20 protein-coding genes are annotated in these 18,246 nt (G+C 55.3%); 8 read left to right on the forward strand and 12 right to left on the reverse strand.

Going from position 1 to position 18,246, the window contains the following annotated elements:
- Positions 1-93 precede the first annotated feature (93 nt).
- Together dut and coaBC are read right to left on the reverse strand one after the other, a co-directional pair.
- The gene (gene dut / locus MIH19_RS20150; protein ID WP_249006561.1) at positions 94-555 is read right to left on the reverse strand and encodes a dUTP diphosphatase; all 462 of its coding nucleotides are present in this window, start codon (positions 553-555) and stop codon (positions 94-96) included.
- Positions 552-1,835, reverse strand: a complete 1,284-nt coding sequence (gene coaBC, locus MIH19_RS20155) for a bifunctional phosphopantothenoylcysteine decarboxylase/phosphopantothenate--cysteine ligase CoaBC (protein WP_249006562.1) — start codon at positions 1,833-1,835, stop codon at positions 552-554. The genes dut and coaBC overlap by 4 nt, the downstream gene beginning before the upstream one ends.
- Before the next feature lie 172 nt (positions 1,836-2,007).
- Between coaBC and radC the strand changes: the two genes are divergently transcribed.
- The 3 genes from radC (at position 2,008) to rpmG (ending at position 3,412) form a co-directional block, all read left to right on the forward strand.
- Positions 2,008-2,790, forward strand: coding sequence for a DNA repair protein RadC (radC, locus tag MIH19_RS20160; RefSeq protein ID WP_249006563.1), 783 nt, complete (start codon positions 2,008-2,010; stop codon positions 2,788-2,790).
- Positions 2,791-3,008: 218 nt separating this feature from the next.
- Positions 3,009-3,245 carry a 50S ribosomal protein L28 gene (rpmB, locus tag MIH19_RS20165; protein WP_007348365.1) on the forward strand — a complete coding sequence of 79 codons (237 nt, stop codon included), beginning with the start codon at positions 3,009-3,011 and terminating at the stop codon, positions 3,243-3,245.
- 11 nt (positions 3,246-3,256) lie between these two features.
- Complete coding sequence (gene rpmG / locus MIH19_RS20170; RefSeq protein ID WP_007348364.1) at positions 3,257-3,412, forward strand: 50S ribosomal protein L33; 156 nt, start codon at positions 3,257-3,259, stop codon at positions 3,410-3,412.
- 62 nt (positions 3,413-3,474) lie between these two features.
- Here rpmG and MIH19_RS20175 read toward each other — a convergent pair whose 3' ends face one another.
- The 3 genes from MIH19_RS20175 to MIH19_RS20185 all read right to left on the reverse strand — a co-directional run bounded on the left by MIH19_RS20175 (position 3,475) and on the right by MIH19_RS20185 (position 5,814).
- Positions 3,475-4,365: an endonuclease/exonuclease/phosphatase family protein gene (locus MIH19_RS20175; RefSeq protein WP_249006564.1), complete on the reverse strand. Its 891-nt coding sequence runs from the start codon at positions 4,363-4,365 to the stop codon at positions 3,475-3,477.
- Positions 4,366-4,418: 53 nt separating this feature from the next.
- The gene (locus tag MIH19_RS20180) at positions 4,419-5,054 is read right to left on the reverse strand and encodes a thiol:disulfide interchange protein DsbA/DsbL (protein WP_249006565.1); all 636 of its coding nucleotides are present in this window, start codon (positions 5,052-5,054) and stop codon (positions 4,419-4,421) included.
- Between the two features lie 151 nt (positions 5,055-5,205).
- Positions 5,206-5,814, reverse strand: coding sequence for a c-type cytochrome (locus MIH19_RS20185; RefSeq protein WP_249006566.1), 609 nt, complete (start codon positions 5,812-5,814; stop codon positions 5,206-5,208).
- A 175-nt stretch (positions 5,815-5,989) separates the two neighbouring features.
- Here MIH19_RS20185 and yihA point away from each other — a divergent pair, with 175 nt between their 5' ends.
- Complete coding sequence (yihA, locus tag MIH19_RS20190; RefSeq protein WP_249006567.1) at positions 5,990-6,631, forward strand: ribosome biogenesis GTP-binding protein YihA/YsxC; 642 nt, start codon at positions 5,990-5,992, stop codon at positions 6,629-6,631.
- A 171-nt stretch (positions 6,632-6,802) separates the two neighbouring features.
- Here the strand turns inward: yihA and MIH19_RS20195 are convergent, their stop codons facing one another.
- On the reverse strand, positions 6,803-7,507 hold the full coding sequence (locus tag MIH19_RS20195) for a TetR/AcrR family transcriptional regulator (protein ID WP_249006568.1): 705 nt from the start codon (positions 7,505-7,507) through the stop codon (positions 6,803-6,805).
- A 126-nt stretch (positions 7,508-7,633) separates the two neighbouring features.
- On the opposite strand from MIH19_RS20195, the gene MIH19_RS20200 reads away from it, so the two are divergent.
- Positions 7,634-9,127: a coniferyl aldehyde dehydrogenase gene (locus tag MIH19_RS20200; RefSeq protein ID WP_249006569.1), complete on the forward strand. Its 1,494-nt coding sequence runs from the start codon at positions 7,634-7,636 to the stop codon at positions 9,125-9,127.
- Between the two features lie 81 nt (positions 9,128-9,208).
- Positions 9,209-9,685: a pantetheine-phosphate adenylyltransferase gene (gene coaD / locus MIH19_RS20205; RefSeq protein ID WP_249006570.1), complete on the forward strand. Its 477-nt coding sequence runs from the start codon at positions 9,209-9,211 to the stop codon at positions 9,683-9,685.
- 85 nt (positions 9,686-9,770) lie between these two features.
- Here the strand turns inward: coaD and MIH19_RS20210 are convergent, their stop codons facing one another.
- The 5 genes from MIH19_RS20210 to MIH19_RS20230 all read right to left on the reverse strand — a co-directional run bounded on the left by MIH19_RS20210 (position 9,771) and on the right by MIH19_RS20230 (position 15,647).
- The gene (locus tag MIH19_RS20210) at positions 9,771-11,057 is read right to left on the reverse strand and encodes a DUF945 family protein (RefSeq protein WP_249006571.1); all 1,287 of its coding nucleotides are present in this window, start codon (positions 11,055-11,057) and stop codon (positions 9,771-9,773) included.
- 30 nt (positions 11,058-11,087) lie between these two features.
- The gene (ppk1, locus tag MIH19_RS20215) at positions 11,088-13,229 is read right to left on the reverse strand and encodes a polyphosphate kinase 1 (RefSeq protein ID WP_249006572.1); all 2,142 of its coding nucleotides are present in this window, start codon (positions 13,227-13,229) and stop codon (positions 11,088-11,090) included.
- A 66-nt stretch (positions 13,230-13,295) separates the two neighbouring features.
- On the reverse strand, positions 13,296-14,285 hold the full coding sequence (hemB, locus tag MIH19_RS20220; protein ID WP_249009061.1) for a porphobilinogen synthase: 990 nt from the start codon (positions 14,283-14,285) through the stop codon (positions 13,296-13,298).
- A gap of 208 nt (positions 14,286-14,493) precedes the next feature.
- Positions 14,494-14,715 carry a hypothetical protein gene (locus tag MIH19_RS20225; RefSeq protein WP_249006573.1) on the reverse strand — a complete coding sequence of 74 codons (222 nt, stop codon included), beginning with the start codon at positions 14,713-14,715 and terminating at the stop codon, positions 14,494-14,496.
- 329 nt (positions 14,716-15,044) lie between these two features.
- A complete protein-coding gene (locus MIH19_RS20230; protein ID WP_249006574.1) occupies positions 15,045-15,647 on the reverse strand; it encodes a uracil-DNA glycosylase family protein in 603 nt (200 codons plus the stop codon).
- Positions 15,648-15,746: 99 nt separating this feature from the next.
- Between MIH19_RS20230 and MIH19_RS20235 the strand changes: the two genes are divergently transcribed.
- Together MIH19_RS20235 and panP are read left to right on the forward strand one after the other, a co-directional pair.
- A complete protein-coding gene (locus tag MIH19_RS20235; protein WP_249006575.1) occupies positions 15,747-16,085 on the forward strand; it encodes a DUF503 domain-containing protein in 339 nt (112 codons plus the stop codon).
- Positions 16,086-16,172: 87 nt separating this feature from the next.
- Entirely contained in the window at positions 16,173-17,828 is a 1,656-nt protein-coding gene (gene panP, locus MIH19_RS20240; RefSeq protein ID WP_249006576.1) for a pyridoxal-dependent aspartate 1-decarboxylase PanP, read from the forward strand.
- Between the two features lie 94 nt (positions 17,829-17,922).
- Here panP and MIH19_RS20245 read toward each other — a convergent pair whose 3' ends face one another.
- Entirely contained in the window at positions 17,923-18,189 is a 267-nt protein-coding gene (locus MIH19_RS20245; RefSeq protein WP_007348349.1) for a hypothetical protein, read from the reverse strand.
- Between the last annotated feature and the right edge of the window lie 57 nt (positions 18,190-18,246).

Here is an 18,246-nt window from a genome sequence, read left to right on the forward strand (position 1 = left end):
TGCGGGCCTGGTGATTGCGACGGTCTTGTTGAACTAATTCTCAAAGTATAGCTGCAACGCAGCTACTTGGGGCGCTGTTGCCGATCACCAACGCTAGTTGCGGCCGGTTGAGCCAAATCCACCCGTACCCCGATGGCTGCTGTCGAATTCATCAACCACTTCGAATTCAGCTTGTACTACCGGGACCAGCACCAGTTGCGCCAGGCGTTCTCCGGGCTCAACAGTAAACCGGGTTTGGCCGCGGTTCCAGCAAGACACCATCAACTCGCCCTGGTAATCGGAATCGATCAATCCGACCAGATTGCCCAATACAATGCCATGTTTGTGGCCCAGGCCGCTGCGCGGGAGTATCAGCGCAGCCAGAGCTGGATCCGCAATGTGAATCGCCAAGCCAGTACCAATCAGCTGGGTGTCGCCCGGATCCAGCACCAGAGGCTGCGACAAACAGGCACGCAAATCCAGGCCCGCAGAGCCATCGGTGGCATAGGCGGGAAACGCTATGCTTTGGCCAATACGCTCATCCAATACACGGATCTGAAGTTTTTTGCGGGTCATGAAGGTTTCCGGTCACAATTATTTTTGGGTTTCTGGTGAGAGCCATTTTGGTTTTGGCTGTCGCCAACGCGCGCATTCAGGCGCGGCGCAATCAGCGCCACCAGCTCGTGCGCAATCTGCTGCTTGGCACAGGGCCCAAGGTGGATCTGGTCGGTGGCGGTGAATACGCTGACAGCGTTGTTGTCGCTGTTAAAGCCCAGGCCAGGCACCGACACATCATTGGCCACGATCATATCCAGGCCCTTTTTGCGCATCTTACTGAGGGCGTAACGGGCAACGTCATTGGTTTCCGCCGCAAAACCCACGGTAAATGGAGCGTCTGCCCGCGCTGCTACCGTTGCCAGAGTGTCCGGATTACGCACCAGCGCCAGCGTCATCTCGGCGGCGGATTTCTTGAGTTTGTCGCTGACATAATCCTGCGGCCGATAATCAGCCACCGCAGCGGTGGCAATAAACAGGTCACAGCCCTCATCAACCGCCGCCATAGTCGTTTCAAGCATTTGTTCTGCGGTCATCACCGAGCGTAGGTTTATACCCGCGGGCGGCGGCAGGTTCACCGGCCCGCTAACCAGCACAACCTCAGCGCCGGCAGCGTGCGCGGCTATGGCCAGAGCGTAGCCCATCTTGCCAGAGCTGTGATTGCTGATATAGCGCACTGGGTCAATAGGTTCACGGGTGGGTCCGGCCGTGATCACCAAGCGCTTACCAGCCAACGCACCGCTGGCGCTATTATCGATTTGCGCTTGCTCCTGAGCCAGCGTCTGCATGATCTGCTCTGGTTCCAGCATGCGCCCTGGGCCGTTATCACCGCAGGCCTGCTGGCCTTCTGCCGGCCCCCACAAGCGAATCTGGGGGTCCGCTTGTAACAACTGCACCACCCTCTGGGTGCGATGATTAGCCCACATGGCCTGATTCATCGACGGCACCAGGGCAATGGGCACCTCGGCAGCACTGCACACCGTAGCCAGCAGATCATCGGCCATGCCCGCCGCCAGACGCGCCATAAAGTCGGCCGAGGCCGGGGCCACGATGATCCGTTGCGCCCATTTCGCCAGCTCAATGTGGCCCATGCCAGCCTCGGCTTCCGGGTCTAGCAACGAGGTACGCACCGGTTGCCCACTCAACGCCTGAAACGTCAGCGGAGTCACAAAAGCTTCAGCGCCACGGGTCATCACCACCTGCACCGAATGCCCCGCTTTTTTTAACAGCCGCACCAGTTCCGCCGTTTTATAAGCCGCGATGCCGCCGGTAACGCCAACAAGAATTCGTTTACCAGCCATAGGGGCTGCGTCCTCATACGTTGTAAAAGCAGTAACATATCACGCCACAGCGCCACAGACAGCCTGCCGCAGAGTACAGCTGCCTTACCAGCGCACTTTTTTTCCCGTAATCTAGAACCCGTTCCCATAGGCGGCTCGAATCAGCCGCTCTTTCATTTGCAAGGATGCAATCATGAGAAACCCCCAGGCGACACCCAGTTCCGTCAAACCATCGACAGAGACCACTAAGGTCCCACCTACCAAGGCAACCTCAGCGGTAGCAGACAGCGCCGCCGCCGCACCGTTCGCGGCATTATGGCCTACCGATGAACGTCCTCGTGAGCGTTTGTTGGCCCACGGCTCAGAGTGCTTGTCAGACGCCGAACTGCTGGCCATATTCCTGCGTACCGGCACCCGCGGTATGCCCGTGATGGAAATGGCCAGGTATCTTTTAGAAACCTTTGGCGGATTACGCAGTCTGATGACCGCATCCAGCCGTCAGTTCTGCAGCGTAAAAGGCCTGGGCACCGCGAAATACGCGCAAATGCAGGCAGCCATGGAAATGGCACGGAGGGTAACGGACGAACCTCTGCGCCAAGGAGATCCATTAAAATCCCCCGAAGATACCCGGCGTTTCCTGGCCAGCCGCCTGGGCACCTATCCCCACGAAGTTTTTGCTGCCCTGTTTTTGGATAACCGGCACCGCATAATCCACTATCGCGAGCTGTTCCGCGGCACCATTGACGGCGCAGCGGTGTACCCGCGAGAAGTGGTACGCCAGGCGTTGGAAGACAACGCAGCAGCGGTTATATTTGCCCACAATCACCCCAGCGGTGTCGCCGAACCCAGCCAGGCCGACATCGCACTGACCAAACGCCTGAAAGACGCTCTGGCGCTGGTGGATATCAGGGTTCTTGACCATATGGTTGTGGGCCACGGTGAGGTAATATCACTGGCCGAACGGGGTTTAATGTAGACTTGGGTCAACCAAGCTCGGAAATTGAACAATTTCCCAACAATTTTTTTGCGTTGGGCTACCAGTTCTGGTATAAAGGCGTCCCTATTCTGGCGGCGTCTGGCGAGCTACGTTCGGTTTTTAGACGCGAACAGGAAGCTCTAATTGCCCCCTAGGCAACCAGAGACGCAATCAACGAATTCGATTATTAAGACCATAGCTCAAGGTCGGAGGCAAGTATGTCCAGAGTTTGTCAAGTTACCGGTAAGCGTCCGGTTGCTGGTAACAACGTATCCCACGCGATGAATCACACTCGTCGTCGTTTTCTGCCGAATCTGCAGAGCCACCGTTTTTGGGTTGAAACCGAAAAGCGCTTCGTGAAGCTGCGCGTATCCACCAAGGGTATGCGCATCATCGACAAAAAAGGTATTGACATCGTACTGGCCGATCTTCGTGCCCGTGGCGAGAAATTTTAAGGAGCCATATCATGCGCGAAAAAATCAAGCTGGTTTCATCAGCAGGTACCGGTCACTTTTACACCACCATGAAGAACAAGCGCAACACGCCGGAGAAAATCCAGCTGAGCAAGTTCGACCCGGTTGTACGTAAGCACGTGACCTACAAGGAAGCCAAGATCAAGTAATTGATCCGGCAACCATAAAAAACCCGACCATCGAGTCGGGTTTTTTATGGTTAAAAAGTAGCTCAAGACAATTTTGGCGACGTCACATCTGTTTTTGGCAATATAACATCCGATTTTGGCAGGGTAACGTCCAAAGCGATGGGCAAATGATCTGACATCGGGTAACTGACAACGCCAGAACTGTGAACCTGCAGGCTCGGGCTCACCAGAATATGGTCCAGCGCTTTTTCAGGGCGCCAGCTAGGAAAACTGTGAGCGTTTGCTGGCAACGGAATCAAGTCGGTCTGCTTCAGCGGCGTATTGGTCAGCAGCTGCTCCGCATGGGCGTTCATGTCACCCATCAGCACCACGTGACGATAGTCGTTGATCAATTCGCTAACAAAGCCCAGCTGGCGCTGCTGGGCCGATTTACTCAGCGACAGGTGCATCACAACCAGCAACAGCGGGTCTTCCGGATTTCCGTATTTGGCGACTATCACACCACGGCCGGGAATCAACCCCGGCAAACGGTGCTCTTTTACCTCGAGCGGCCGAAACCGGCTCAGCAAGCCATTGCTGTGCTGGGCAAACTGCCCAAAATTTCGGTTTAGCTGCTGATACCAATAGGGTATACCGGCGGCCTCGGCCAGGTACTGAACCTGGTTGATATGGCCACTGCGCAAACTGCCGCCGTCACATTCCTGTAGCGCAATGACATCGTAATTACAAAGCAGCGTGGCAATCCGGTCCAGATTTTCAAAACGGCTTCGATGAGGCAACACGTGTTGCCAACTGCGGGTCAGGTAGTGCCGGTATGACGATGTACTGATGCCCACCTGAATATTGAACGTCAGCAGCCGGATGTGACCACCTTCCGCAAAATCCGGAACGTGGTCCACACCCGATGAGCTGCCGCGAGCATCGCCCGAGGAACGCCGCATATCATTCCACTGATTGCGCAAACGCTTATACATAGCCACCTGTATCTTAGGAATTCACGCGTTGCCCGCTCAACGGCTTCTCACTCTTATTCGCTGTCGCCGTGCTCCTGGGCAACTAGATATTCAACCACCTCAATCGCCGCTTCCGGGCTACCGGCCGTAGAAGCGGTAACAATGTACTTGCCATTCACCAGCATAGTCGGTGTTCCGGTCACTCGCGCGCCGCGTATTTTGGCCTGCGCCTGCTGCACCCGGGCATTCACGCCAAAGCTTTTATAGTTCTTCAGAAATTCATCCGCATCCACACCGTGCTCGGCGACAAAGTCCGCCAGGGCTTCAGGCGTGTTCAGCTGTCGGCGCTCGACCACCAAAGCCTCGAACAGCGCATCGTTAACCTTGTCCAGCTCACCCATGGCCTCCAGCGCATAAAACGCGTAAGCGTGGGGCTCCCAAGACTTACCCAACGCGGCCGGCAAGCGAACATAATCAACGTAGTCTGGCGCGTTTTTTTCGTACTCTTCGGATAGCGGCTTGAATGAATAACAGTGCGGGCAGCCGTACCAGAACACCTCAGCGACCTCTATTTTATCGGCCTGATCGGTTCGCACCGGGTTATCCAGAACTTTGTAGTGGGTGCCCTGCTGCCAATCCGCCGCCATAGCGGGTAATGCAATGGCCATAGCTCCCGCCAGTAAGGCGGCCTTTATCACGGTCTTAATCATTCACTGTCTCCGAATTGTTAACTGCGTAAGGTAGATTATGACCACAGACGGCGAGAAAGTTCCATTCACACCAGCGTCAACCGGGTTACCGTCCGGTAAATAACAAAAAACCCTGCTCAGGCAGGGTTTTTTACTAAAGCAACTGCCTGACTCAGTTAAGCCCAGAAACGTAACTGGCAACAGCTTCAATTTCAGCATCGGTCAACTTGGACGCCACGCCCATCATGATCGCTGCGTTATTGCCGTTGGCACGAGTACCGTTTTGGTAGGCGTGCAACTGCTTGGCCACGTATTCCGCGTTCTGGCCACCCAATGCCGGGTAACCACCAGGCGCGTTGCCATGCCCTTGCGGGTTGTGACAACCGGCACAGGATGGAACACCCGATGCCATATTACCGCCGCGATACAAGGCCTGACCTTGAGCAACCAAATCCGGATTAGCCTGGTTTACGCTCCTGTCCTGGCTGCCAAAGTAGGCCGCAAGATCCTGCAGATCCTGATCGGACTTACCCGTTAGCTGACCTGTCATTTCGACAATGACACGCTGACCTTGCTGGATGGCAACCAATTGGTTGTGCAGATATTTTTCACCCAAACCCGCAATTTTCGGGTACAAGCCCATTATTGGCTTCGCGCCACCCTGGCCATGACAGGCCTGGCATGCTGCTGCGTTCTGTTCACCTGTTTGAGGATCTCCTGCCCCGTGCGCCATCGCTGTAAGGCTGACACCGAGAACAACTCCTGCGATCAGTTTCTTCATGCTCGCTCCGCTTCTCTCATCTTAAAATATTCTTGGTTGTGCAGCCGTAAGGACTGGACCGTTCAGGCACAATACCGGGGCTGAAACTGCGGACACGTCAAGCGCACCGCCCGGAATTGGTGTAGCATTATACATTAATTCCTGCTAACTGAAATCCAAAGGAAAGCCAATAGCCGTGGACTCTGATCTGACTCAAAAAAGCCTGTCTTTCAATAGTGCCCGATTTCTGGTCAGCGCGTCGAAGCTGAACGAATGCCCGGCAGATATTGGCGCAGAAGTCGCTTTTGCCGGCCGCTCCAACGCCGGCAAATCCAGTGCACTGAACACCATCACCGTAAACGGCAAACTGGCTCGAACCAGCAAAACCCCCGGGCGCACCCGGCTTATCAACTTTTTTTCGCTAAACCGGGAAAATGCCCGGCTGGTAGACTTGCCCGGTTACGGTTATGCCAGAGTGTCTCGTGACATGAAAGACGACTGGCAAACCCACTTGGGCCATTATTTAAACGATCGTCGCTGCTTGCGCGGTTTGGTGTTGGTCATGGATATTCGTCACCCCTTGACCGAATTCGACCAAACAATGGTGCAATGGTGCCAGCACAACGATATGCCGCTGATGATTCTGGCGACAAAATCCGACAAACTGAAATTTGGCCAGGCTAAAACGGCCATGCTGGGCATTCGCCAGAAGCTGAACGAGTTTAGCTGCGTGCAGCATTTAGTCATGTTCTCCTCCAGCAACAAAACCGGCCTGGATGAATGCCGCCAAGCGCTGACTCAGTGGCTGGAAGCAGAGCCGGAAGCCACTGCAGAATAGCCATAAGCCAATGGTGAATAGTAACCCGCGCCTTTGACGCAAGCCAGACATGAAAAAAGCCGGCCTAAAATAATTCAGGCCGGCCAACGTCAGGGTTTGCGACGTGCTAAAACCTGAAAGCACCTTCCTTGAGCTTCCAAACAAACACGGGGAACGTCCGGATTCCCCATGTTAGTTGCTTTGATGCGCCGCCTGACAAAAAGTTCCCGGACGATAAGTCTCCCGCAATGCCAACACCGGCTCGCGATATTCCGGGGTCACGTGAGGCAGCTCCAGAGTCAACACCTGATAAATACCCTGCTTCAACTCTGCCAGCGATAACACCGCTGGCTCTTCGGTGGCGTGAGCGGTTTTTAGATAGGCCATCCAGTTGGTAATTACCAGCCAGACATTCAGTGCCATGGCGGAACGCAGCGGCTCGGGACGCGGCGTAATAATGCCACCGCGGGCGAGCTGGTTAAAGATGCCGTTGATAGCGCTCAGGCAACGGCCGGTAAAGTCACCATAACCTGCGCGCAGGCGTGGGTCTGCGTCTAGTAGTGACTCCAGGTCACGATGGAAAAACCGGTATTGCCACAAACCGTCGAACACTGCCTCCAGGTACCAAGCCAGGTCTGCCAGTGCCAAAGGCTGGCTGCCGGGTGCGGCCAGGTAATAATCAACCTGCTGCTGATAGGCTAGAAACAGCTCGTAAACAATGTCGGCTTTGTTGCGGAAGTGGTAGTAAAGATTGCCAGGCGAAATCGCCAGTTCTGCGGCAATGTGGTTGGTGCTTATCGCACGCTCACCACTTTGATTGAACAGCTGCAGACTGGCCTGCAGGATTCGGTCTCGGGTTTTCATAAAGTCGCCAAAAATCGAAAAATCAACGCTCACGCAAACGCCAGCGGGTGCAGCAGGCGCCTCTTTTTACGCCGCTTGACTCACTAGAGTATATACTCTAATAATGAATTTTAATGCATCCAAAATACGTTTTTCACTGATACACAGGGAGTCTTTCTAATGGGCGCAACCCTCGCAACCGCCGCTGCAAAGAACACCAACAGTACAGCGACAGACACGGAAAACCCGACAGAGAACAACGCCGAGCAGATTGGCCATACCCACGCCGTTTTCCAAAAACAGCAGCAGGCGTTTCGCGCCCAGCCCGCGCCGACAGCCAACGAGCGCCGCGACAACCTGAATAAATTGAAACAGGCGCTGCTGAGCTGGCAAGACCTACTCATAGCAGCCATTGATAAAGACTTTGGCTGCCGCTCGAAAGATGAAACCCTGATTGCCGAAATCATGCCGTCTGTGCAGGGCATTAACTACACCCTGAAACGTCTCGACAGCTGGATGAAACCGTCAAAACGGCACGTATCCATGCTGTTCCGCCCTGCCAGCAACCAGGTGCATTACCAGCCTAAAGGCGTGGTGGGGGTGATTGTGCCCTGGAACTACCCGCTTTACCTGGCCATCGGGCCTTTGGTCGCGTCTCTGGCTGCGGGCAACCGCACCATGGTGAAAATGTCGGAGTTTACCCCGCACACCTCCGCGATGATGAAAGAGCTGGTGGAAGCCACCTTCGACGAAGATCAGGTAGCCGTTATTCTGGGGGACGCCAAGGTCGCCGCGGACTTTTCCGAGCGGCCGTTCAACCATTTGCTGTTCACCGGCTCAACCTCGGTGGGCAAGTTGGTGATGCAGGCCGCGGCTAAAAACCTGACACCGGTCACCCTGGAATTGGGTGGCAAATCACCGGCGATTGTCGCAACCGACGTACCGCTAGAGGACGCAGCCCAGCGGATTGCATTTGGCAAGGCATTTAACGCTGGCCAAACCTGCGTAGCACCAGATTATGTGCTTTGCCCGGCTGACCGAGTGGCTGCTTTTGTTGAGGAATACCGCAAACAGTTCAGCGCCATGTACCCGTCACTGCGGGACAACACCGACTACACGGCGATTATCAACCAACGTCAGTACCAGCGCCTGCAGGGTTATCTGGATGACGCCCGCAGCAAAGGCGCAGAACTCGTCGAGATCAACCCTGCTAACGAAACTCTGGATGCCGCGAGCCACAAATTACCGCTGACATTATTATTGAACACAACGGCGGATATGCGGGTAATGCAGGAAGAAATATTCGGCCCCATTCTGCCTGTTGTGGCTTACGAAACGCTAGACGACGCCCTGCTCTTTATTAACGATCGCCCGCGCCCGCTGGCCTTGTATTACTTCGGTTACAACCAGGAAGAACAGCAAAAAGTCGTGGCCAACACCCACTCCGGCGGCATGTGCATAAACGACGCGTTGATGCATGTAGCGCAAGACGACCTGCCGTTCGGTGGCATAGGCGATTCCGGAATGGGGCATTATCACGGCAAAGAAGGGTTTCTTACCTTCAGCCATCAGCGTGGAATTTTTACCAAGCAGAAGCTTAACAGCGGCAAAGTGGTGTACCCGCCCCACGGCGGTGTTGCCCACAAACTGATCTATAAACTGTTTATTCGATGATTCAGTTGCGCCCGGTTCGTCGCGAAACATTGCTGGCGCTGCTATTCTGGGCAAAATAACGAAGTAGAGACGGAGCTGTACATGCCAAAAGTTATTTACCCGGGTACGTTTGACCCCATCACCCATGGTCATACTGATTTAATTGAACGGGCTAGCCGGTTATTCGACGAAGTGGTGGTAGCGGTTGCCTATAACTCTAAAAAAAAGCCCTTACTAGAACTGGAGGAACGCTGCGACCTGGTGCGCCAGGCCACGGCTCATGTTCCCAATGTGACGGTCATGGGCTTCAGCAATTTGTTAGCAGAATTTGTGCGATCGCAGAACGCCACGGTGATTTTGCGCGGCCTGCGTGCAGTGTCAGATTTTGAATACGAGTTTCAGCTGGCAGATATGAACCGCCGCTTGGCACCGGAACTGGAGAGCGTATTCCTCACACCCACCAATCATCTGTCTTATATATCATCTACCCTGATCCGCGAGATTGCGTCGTTGGGCGGAGATATATCCGAATTTGTTGATCCGGCGGTGCAAGCCGCGTTGAAGAAAAAATTCAGCTAAAGCAGAACGTCTGAATCGGACTATTCCCTGAGCCAGACCAACACCGGCCAGCACGCCAAACCAGGCGGCTGGCCAGACACCTCGCTTACAACAGCGGCGGCAGCGGAATGGGTCGGCCGTTGACGTTCAACACCAAATCTTTCAACGTTGCCTTCAATAACAGGCGGTCACCTTCCGTAACCAACAGACCATCTTTAATCAACGGCGCTGTTTGCATACGCAACGCTTCGTTGTCTTCAGCCAGAGCCAGCGGTATGGATAATTCCATTTCACCCTCAAGCGCCGGCATGATCAATTGCGACGCAGAATCGCCCGCAGCTCCAGGATGAGTTACCAGCACCTTGCCCTGCAAGGGCCCGTCAGGGCTGACCAGATGAATGTCCGGGAACCCCACACTAAAGCCTGCCGCGGCTAGAAGCTGCAACGACTCGCCTACGTCTGACATCGCCTGCATTTGTTGTTGGAACGCGGTTGGGTCGCCGTTTTCAGCGGCAAATGCCGCCAGCTGCATATCCGTCACACTGCGGCTAACAGCGTTCCAGGCCTCTACGTTCAGGCCCTTCAACGCGAATTCAATGCGGTGTGGCCCCAGGGTATCCCCTGCCAACTGCAGCTCATCCAGTTTGATAGTGATGAAAGAGTCGAGAGCGCTGTTGTCGTTTATCGCTTCGCTGTTCGAATAGAGCGACAGACCGCGCAGCATAATGGCGTCAGCGTTTGCAGGCATCAACTCCAGACCCTGCAAAGCGAGGGTGCCCTCGCCGATCCAGATGTCACCGCTCAGACGCTGCATTTCCTGCTCCAATGTCAGATCACTGAGGCGCAGGTCTACCTCTTCCGAGGCAATCACCAGCGACGGCCAGTCTGCACTGATATCCACAGCATCTGCGCCAAGGCTGCCATTTACGCGCACCACACCACCACTGCCAAACACAGTTTCTACGTTATCGTCATCAGTAATGCTGAACTTGGGCACGGTCAACTCGGCTACCGCCGAACCCCAAAGCCGGGTTTCTGCGGTCAAGCGCGGGGCATCATCACCGAACCAGCTTTCGCCTGCCGGGGTCCAGCCGTTCACCGGTTTAAAATCGGTCAGGCTGCCGGTCAGGCCATGGCTCACGCTGGCAAGGTAGGGAACACTCAGTTCCTCACCGCTTGCCGGGTCCCGTAGCAACAATTTACCTTCAAATTCGGAGCTCCAGAATCCGCGGTCGTAGCGCCCGACTTGCATTTCCAACCAGGTCTGGGAACCGTTCACTTCCTGTGAAGCCCGCTGCCACTGTTGCTCGGTCAGGTAGCCTGTGCCATAGGGCAAAGCAATACCCGCCACCACTAGCAGTCCGGCAGACACCATTATCCATTGTCGTTTCAAAGCGTTCTCCAGTCATACCACATTAATAAATCAGGATTTGGCGGTCAGCCGCTCCAGCAACACCAGCTGCGACGCCAACCTTGGTTCGTCCTCAGCTGGCTGGTTCTGCTCATAACTGCCATCAGCCTGCAACACCCAAGACTGGCAGTTATCAGCAAGATAGGTATTCAAATCGTCTTGCAAACGCTCCACCAGCGCCGGCTCCTCCACAGGGAAGGCGACTTCAACCCGCCTTAGCAGGTTACGTTCCATGCCGTCGGCGCTGGAGCAATACACCTGGGCTTGGCCATCGTTACCAAAATAGTAAACCCGGGTATGCTCCAGAAAGCGCCCGATAATAGAACGCACGTGAATGGTGCTCGACAACCCGGGCACCTGGGGCCGAAGGCAGCAGATACCACGAATAATCAGGTCGATTTTCGCACCGGCCTGGGAGGCACGATACAGCGCTTTAATCAGCTGAGGCTCGGTCAGGCCGTTGAACTTGAAAATAATCCGGCCCTTCTCACCCAGGCGGGTTTCCCGCTCAATCAGTTGCAGTATTCGCGAATGCAGAGTGAATGGTGAGTGGAACAGTTTCTTGATTTTTAACGCCTTGCCCATACCGGTCAGCTGCTGGAACAGTTTGTTCACATCGTCGCCGATGGCTTCGTCGCAGGTCATAAAGCTGTAGTCGGTATACAGGCGAGCGTTGGCGGCATGATAGTTACCCGTGCCCAAGTGCACATAGCGCCGCAAGCGGCCTTCTTCGCGGCGCACAATCAGAATCATTTTGGCGTGGGTTTTGTAGCCCACTACCCCGTACACCACAATTACCCCGGCTTCCTGCAGGCGGCTGGCCAGCTCCAGGTTTTCCTCCTCACTGAATCGCGCCGTCAGCTCGATAACAACGGTGACTTCCTTACCGCGGCGAGCGGCATCGGCCAAGGCTTCGGCCACTTCGGAGTTGGCACCGGAGCGGTACAAGGTCTGACGAATGGCCAGCACCTGCGGATCTTTGGCGGCCTGACGCAGCAAATCCACCACCGGACTGAAGTTCTCATAGGGATGGAGCAACAGAATCGGACGCTTGCGGATACTGTCAAACATCGAGTCACGGCTGCGAATCTGGCGCGGGATCACCGGTGAAAAACCGGAATAGCTCAGGTCCGGTCGGTTCACCAGCCCCCCCACCGCCAGCAGCCGGGTCAGATTTACCGGGCCGCGCACTTCATAGAGGTCGCGCTCGGTCAGGCCAAACTCGGTCAGCAGAAACTGAACCAGCTCCTGCGGGCAATTATCCGCCACTTCCAGACGCACGCCATCACCAAAGCGGCGGCTCAGCAACTCACCGCGCAGGGCCGATGCCAGGTCTTCCAGATCGTCTTCCAGCTCCAGATCCGCATTACGGGTCAGGCGAAACTGGTAACAGCCTTTGATTTCCATACCGGGGAACAGCTCGTCGGTATGGGCGTGAATCATCGACGACAAAAACACCAGATTGTCGCCGCCGTCGCACACGTCGTCCGGCAGCCGCACCAGCCGCGGCAAAGACTTCGGCGCCGGCACTATGGCCATGCCGGTTTCGCGGCCAAAGGCGTCTTTGCCGTCCAGCTCCACAATAAAGTTGAGGCTTTTATTCACCAGCCGCGGGAACGGGTGCGATGGGTCCAGGCCAATCGGGCTGACCACCGGTAAAATCTCTTCGTCAAAATAGGTACGCACCCATTGGGCCTGAGCCGGGGTCCATTCGTGCCTGCGCACAAAGTGGATATTCTGCTTTTCCAATTCCGGAATCAGCACGTTGTTCAAGATATCGTACTGTTCGTCAATGTACTCGTGAGCCACACGGCTGATCTCCGCCAGTAGCTGTTCCGGCTGCAGTCCGTCGGCGTAGATTTGTTCCCGGCCGTACTTCAACTGCTGGCGAATGCCAGCCACGCGAATTTCGAAGAATTCGTCCATGTTGCTGCTGAATATGCAGCAGAAAATGAGCCGGTTGATCAGTGGGTGAGTATCGTCCAGGGCCTGCTTCAACACCCGGTGGTTGAACTGCAGTTGACCCAGTTCCCGGTTGAAGAAATTTTCGCAGGCGTCCAGGCTCAGACTTTCCTCGGGCGAAGGCACAGTGTCTGCTGCGGGCAACGTGGCCTCATTGTCGGCAATCTTCAGATTGCCCTTTTTACTGGTCATTCGTTTACCGTCCTTGTTTTGTTACTGCGCTCTCAGCGCGGGGTCTGGGCGACCCCGCACCGCGGATCATTTCTGTTTCATCAGCCGTGCGGCGCGAATAGCAAAGTAGGTCAGGATACCGTCGGCGCCGGCACGGCGCATGGCCATCAGGCTTTCCATCATGACCGCATCGCCGTCCAGCCAGCCATTCTGCGCTGCGGCCATGTGCATGGCGTATTCACCACTGACCTGGTAGGCGAACGTGGGCACCTGTAACTCGGTTTTTACCCGGCGCACGATGTCCAGGTACGGCATACCCGGTTTTACCATCACCATATCGGCGCCTTCGGCGATGTCCATGGCCACTTCGTGCAGGGCTTCATCGCTGTTGGCCGGGTCCATCTGGTAGGTGGCCTTGTTGCCTTTGCCGAGGTTGCCTGCAGAGCCTACCGCATCGCGAAATGGGCCGTAATAGGCAGACGCGTACTTGGCGGAATAGGCCATGATGCGGGTATTCACGTAGCCCGCGTCTTCCAGGGCTTCGCGGATCGCAATAATGCGACCGTCCATCATGTCGGACGGTGCAATAACATCGGCCCCGGCTTCGGCCTGAGACAGCGCTTGCTTCACTAACGCTTCCACCGTGATGTCGTTCAGCACATAACCGTTGTCATCAATAATGCCGTCCTGGCCGTGTGTGGTAAACGGGTCCAGAGCGGCGTCGGTAATTACACCCAGTTCCGGATGGGCCTGTTTCAGCGCACGTACAGCCCGCTGCGCCAAACCTTGGGGGTCCCAGGCGCCAGAGCCTTGCAGATCTTTATGCTCGGCAGGCACCACCGGGAACAGGGCAATAGCCGGTATGCCCAACTCCACCACTTCGGCGGCTTGGGCTAATAGAAGATCAATACTCAAACGTTCCACCCCGGGCATAGAGGCCACGGCCTCGCGCTGGTTTTCGCCATCCAACACAAACATCGGGAAAATCAGATTGTCAGGCAACAGCTGGTTTTCACGCACCAACCGGCGAGAAAAATCACTGGCGCGATTGCGACGTAAACGGGTGGCGGGAAACATGCGGGGAGTCAGATTCGACACAGAACCTCCAGATTGGGAAAAAGAGTGGCAAAAAGAGTGGTACGAAAAATAAAAGCCGGCTGCGTACGTCGGCACAGGTTTTTATGATACACCTCGGCCGCCAAGCTTGCAGTTGCGGTAACTGTGTATACAAAAAGGCCCGGGCAATATCGCCCAGGCCTGGCATCACTTTTAGACTGCTTAAGGCTCAGAGTGCACGGCCGTTGAAGCCTGCGTCCACTTTGCTGCCGCCGCCACTACGAAACCCGTTCGCCACTTGACTGATGGTGCCGCCCTGGCTCAGGAAGGCCTCAATGTCAGCCTGCAACTGAGCGCGAACCCGGGCGCGACCCGCAATGGAATGGGTATTTTCAGCGTCGGCCGACCCGCCGCCGGATGTTTCCAGAGTGCTTTCGTCGAATTCACTCATATTGTTCTCCATCAACGAAAACCAAAATTACGAACGCTAAAGGCCGCAGGCCACCAGCATTCCATTTCGACAAAATTCCACATATTGGATTGTCTTGGCGTCTTTATAATCCGTAAACGATGACAAGGCTATTTATTGGCAAACACTTTTTTGTAATTTTTTGTAACAAACCACAAGGCATTGATTTTAGTAGTTATTAAATTATCTGCCCAGATCGAAAAAAGAACCAGATTCTATGCGGGCAGCAGAGCTGCATGGCACTTACTTTGCTAGCCGTACTGCTAATCCAGGCCAGCATCAACCTAAGGCAGGCTCGGACCAGAACGGAATTAGCGAACGTTCAACAAGCCCGCTACCCGCTGCTGAAGTGCTGGCACCACCTCAGCTTCAAACCAGGGGTTACGGCGTAACCACAGATTATTGCGAGGACTGGGGTGTGGCATGGGCAGCTGCGCCGGCCAGTACGCCCGCCAGTTCTGCACGTTAGCCGTGACGGTGCCGGCAGGGCTCGCCAAGTGCCAGTTGTGGGCGTATTGGCCAATCACCAGTGTTATGGCCACATTGGGCAAGCGTTGCAGCAGGGCTCTGCGCCAGGCCGGCGCGCATTCGGGTCGCGGTGGCAAATCGCCGTTTTTACCGGTACCCGGGTAGCAAAAGCCCATAGGCAGAATAGCCAGCTGGCGTTCATCATAAAATGATTCGCGACCAATACCCATCCACTGACGCAGCCGATCGCCGCTGGGGTCGTTAAAAGGCAGGCCGGTTTCATGCACCCGGCGTCCGGGCGCCTGGCCTACCACCAGAATCCTTGCCGACTCTGCCATCTGGATCACCGGGCGAGGGCCGTAGCGCAAATTTTCAGCACACAGTGTGCACGCCCGTACCCGGCCCAATAACTGTTCGAACGGCAAACTTGCAAGTGAATCTGTCATCGGCGTACCTTGGCAAATTGGGGACACATCTTAACCGGGGACAGATTTCAAATCTGTCCCCTACCTTCAAATCTGTCCCCTATTCTGAAGGAATCGTGAATGTCTGACGCATTACGCAAACTGCTCAAGGAGTCGCCGCAGGCTCCGGCGATCACCCCACACATCGGCGTGCTCACCCTGCACTTTCAACTTTATGCCTGTGATGATCTGAAAGCCAAGCGCAAAGTGTTTGCACCATTAAAAACGATCTGGGGTAAAGAGCCGGACTTGGCGGTGGCCGAAACAGACCATCAGGACACTCTGGATCGCGCCACTTGGGCTATCGTGGCACTGGGCTCATCGTCACAGCAGATCAGCCAGCGCCTGGACCAGGTCGAAAAAGCGATCAGCGAACGCATTGATGCCGCCATTCTGGATGTCGATCGACAACTGCTGTAAAGCACATTTGATAAGGCGCCGCCCAATGTGGCGTAACCACTTTTCACGCCGTATACTACGGCTCCTCGAGACTGCGCGTGGCGCCCTATGACCGGAATTAAAAAATCCGCCCAGGCCTCTGTAGAGGCAATGTATCGTGTTTTCACGATTCCTGAGGCACCCGATTCTACCCTGAGCCGGATTGACCAGGACATATCCCGTAATCTTGCTGGTTTTCTTCAGGATCACATTGTTGCGGTAGAGCGCGACCTGGCCGACGTTGAGAAGAATTTCTCGGAATACAGCGTGCCAGAAAAGCCCATATTTGTGTCTGAGCAAGCCCAGTTTCTGCTCGACAAACTGGTGGCAAACTCGGTACACACCGCATCACCGGCTTTTATTGGCCACATGACGTCGGCGCTGCCCTATTTCATGCTGCCGTTGTCGAAGATCATGATTGCCCTGAACCAGAATCTGGTGAAAACCGAAACCTCCAAGGCGTTTACACCTCTGGAGCGCCAAGTGCTGGGCATGATTCATCGGCTGGTGTTCGAAGAAGACGGTTCGTTCTACCGCAAATGGATGCACAACCCCCGCTACGCGCTGGGCGCCATGTGTTCCGGCGGCACCGTTGCCAACCTGACTGCGCTGTGGGTTGCCCGCAACCGCGCTTTTCCGGCGGAAGGTAACTTCCGCGGCTTACAACAGGAAGGCCTGTTCCGCGCTTTGAAATATTACGGATACGAGGGCGCCGCTATTGTTGTGTCGCGCCGCGGCCATTACTCCCTGAACAAAGCCGCCGACGTATTGGGCCTGGGCCGCGATGCTCTGGTGACTGTGGCAACCGACAGCAACAACCGTATCCAGATTGATGCGCTACGGGAAAAATGCCTGCAGTTGCAGAAACAGAAAATCAAGGTGATTGCTCTCTGTGGCATTGCCGGCACGACCGAAACCGGCAACGTAGATCCGCTGGAAGCCATGGCCGATATCGCTCGCGAATTCGGCGCGCACTTCCACGTAGATGCCGCTTGGGGTGGTCCAACCCTGTTTTCCCGACGTTATCGTTCGCTGCTAAAAGGCATTGAAAAGGCCGACTCGGTCACCTTTGACGCTCATAAACAGCTGTACGTACCCATGGGCGTGGGTTTGGTGGTGTTCCGCGATCCCAGCCTGGCCAGTGCGGTTGAACACCACGCCCAGTACATTATCCGCAAAGGCTCGCGGGATTTGGGCAGCACCACGCTTGAGGGCTCACGCCCGGGCATGGCGATGCTGATTCACTCTGGCCTGAAAATTCTGGCCCGAGAAGGTTATGAACTGCTGATTGACGCAGGCATTGGCAAGGCCCGAACATTCGCGGCCATGATTGATGAGGCTGAAGATTTCGAGCTGATCACCCGGCCCGAACTGAACATTCTGACCTATCGCTACTGCCCGTCACAGGTCCGGCAGGCTCTGGAAAGTGCCGATGAAATGCTGGCGGAAAAGATCAACACCAGCCTGAACCGCATCACCAAGTTTATCCAAAAAACCCAACGTGAAAGGGGTAAGGCGTTTGTCTCCCGCACTCGTTTAGAGCCGGACAACTACTTCAACTTCCCCTGCATAGTGTTCCGCGTGGTGCTGGCCAACCCGCTGACCACCACTGACATACTGTCGGACATTCTGGCCGAGCAACGGCTGCTGGCCGGCGAAGACGGTATTGCCGACGAAATGGCAATTCTGAACAACCTGGCCGCCGGCGCCATGGCGCAAACCTAAGCGCTTCTAATCAGCTCTAAACAAACAGAACAAACAATAACGGCGCCATAAGGCGCCGTTATTGTTGCAACTGTGTAGGACGCTTCAGGAGATCTTAATAAAGCGCGTCTTCATCGTCTAACACTTCATGAATGATGTCTAAAAACATGCGGTCCGCATCGCTCCACTTTTCCGGAATACGAATACTGGTGCTGGAGCTGATTTCCCGCGCGATAGCCTCATCAGAATTGGGCTCGCCTTTGTGCTTGCGGGCAATGTCCATCGATCTGACCGCAATGGTGGGTTCGCTCATTACTTTCTTGATAAACACCCTCAGCTCGTTAATTATCCTGGCTTGGTTGCTTTCAACGGATGTACTCATAAGCTCACTCCCAACAAATAAGATTGCGGAAACTAGTACTCCCGCGTCGTGTTACTC

The sequence above is a fragment of the Marinobacter sp. M1C genome, assembly GCF_023314135.1.
GTDB lineage: Bacteria > Pseudomonadota > Gammaproteobacteria > Pseudomonadales > Oleiphilaceae > Marinobacter.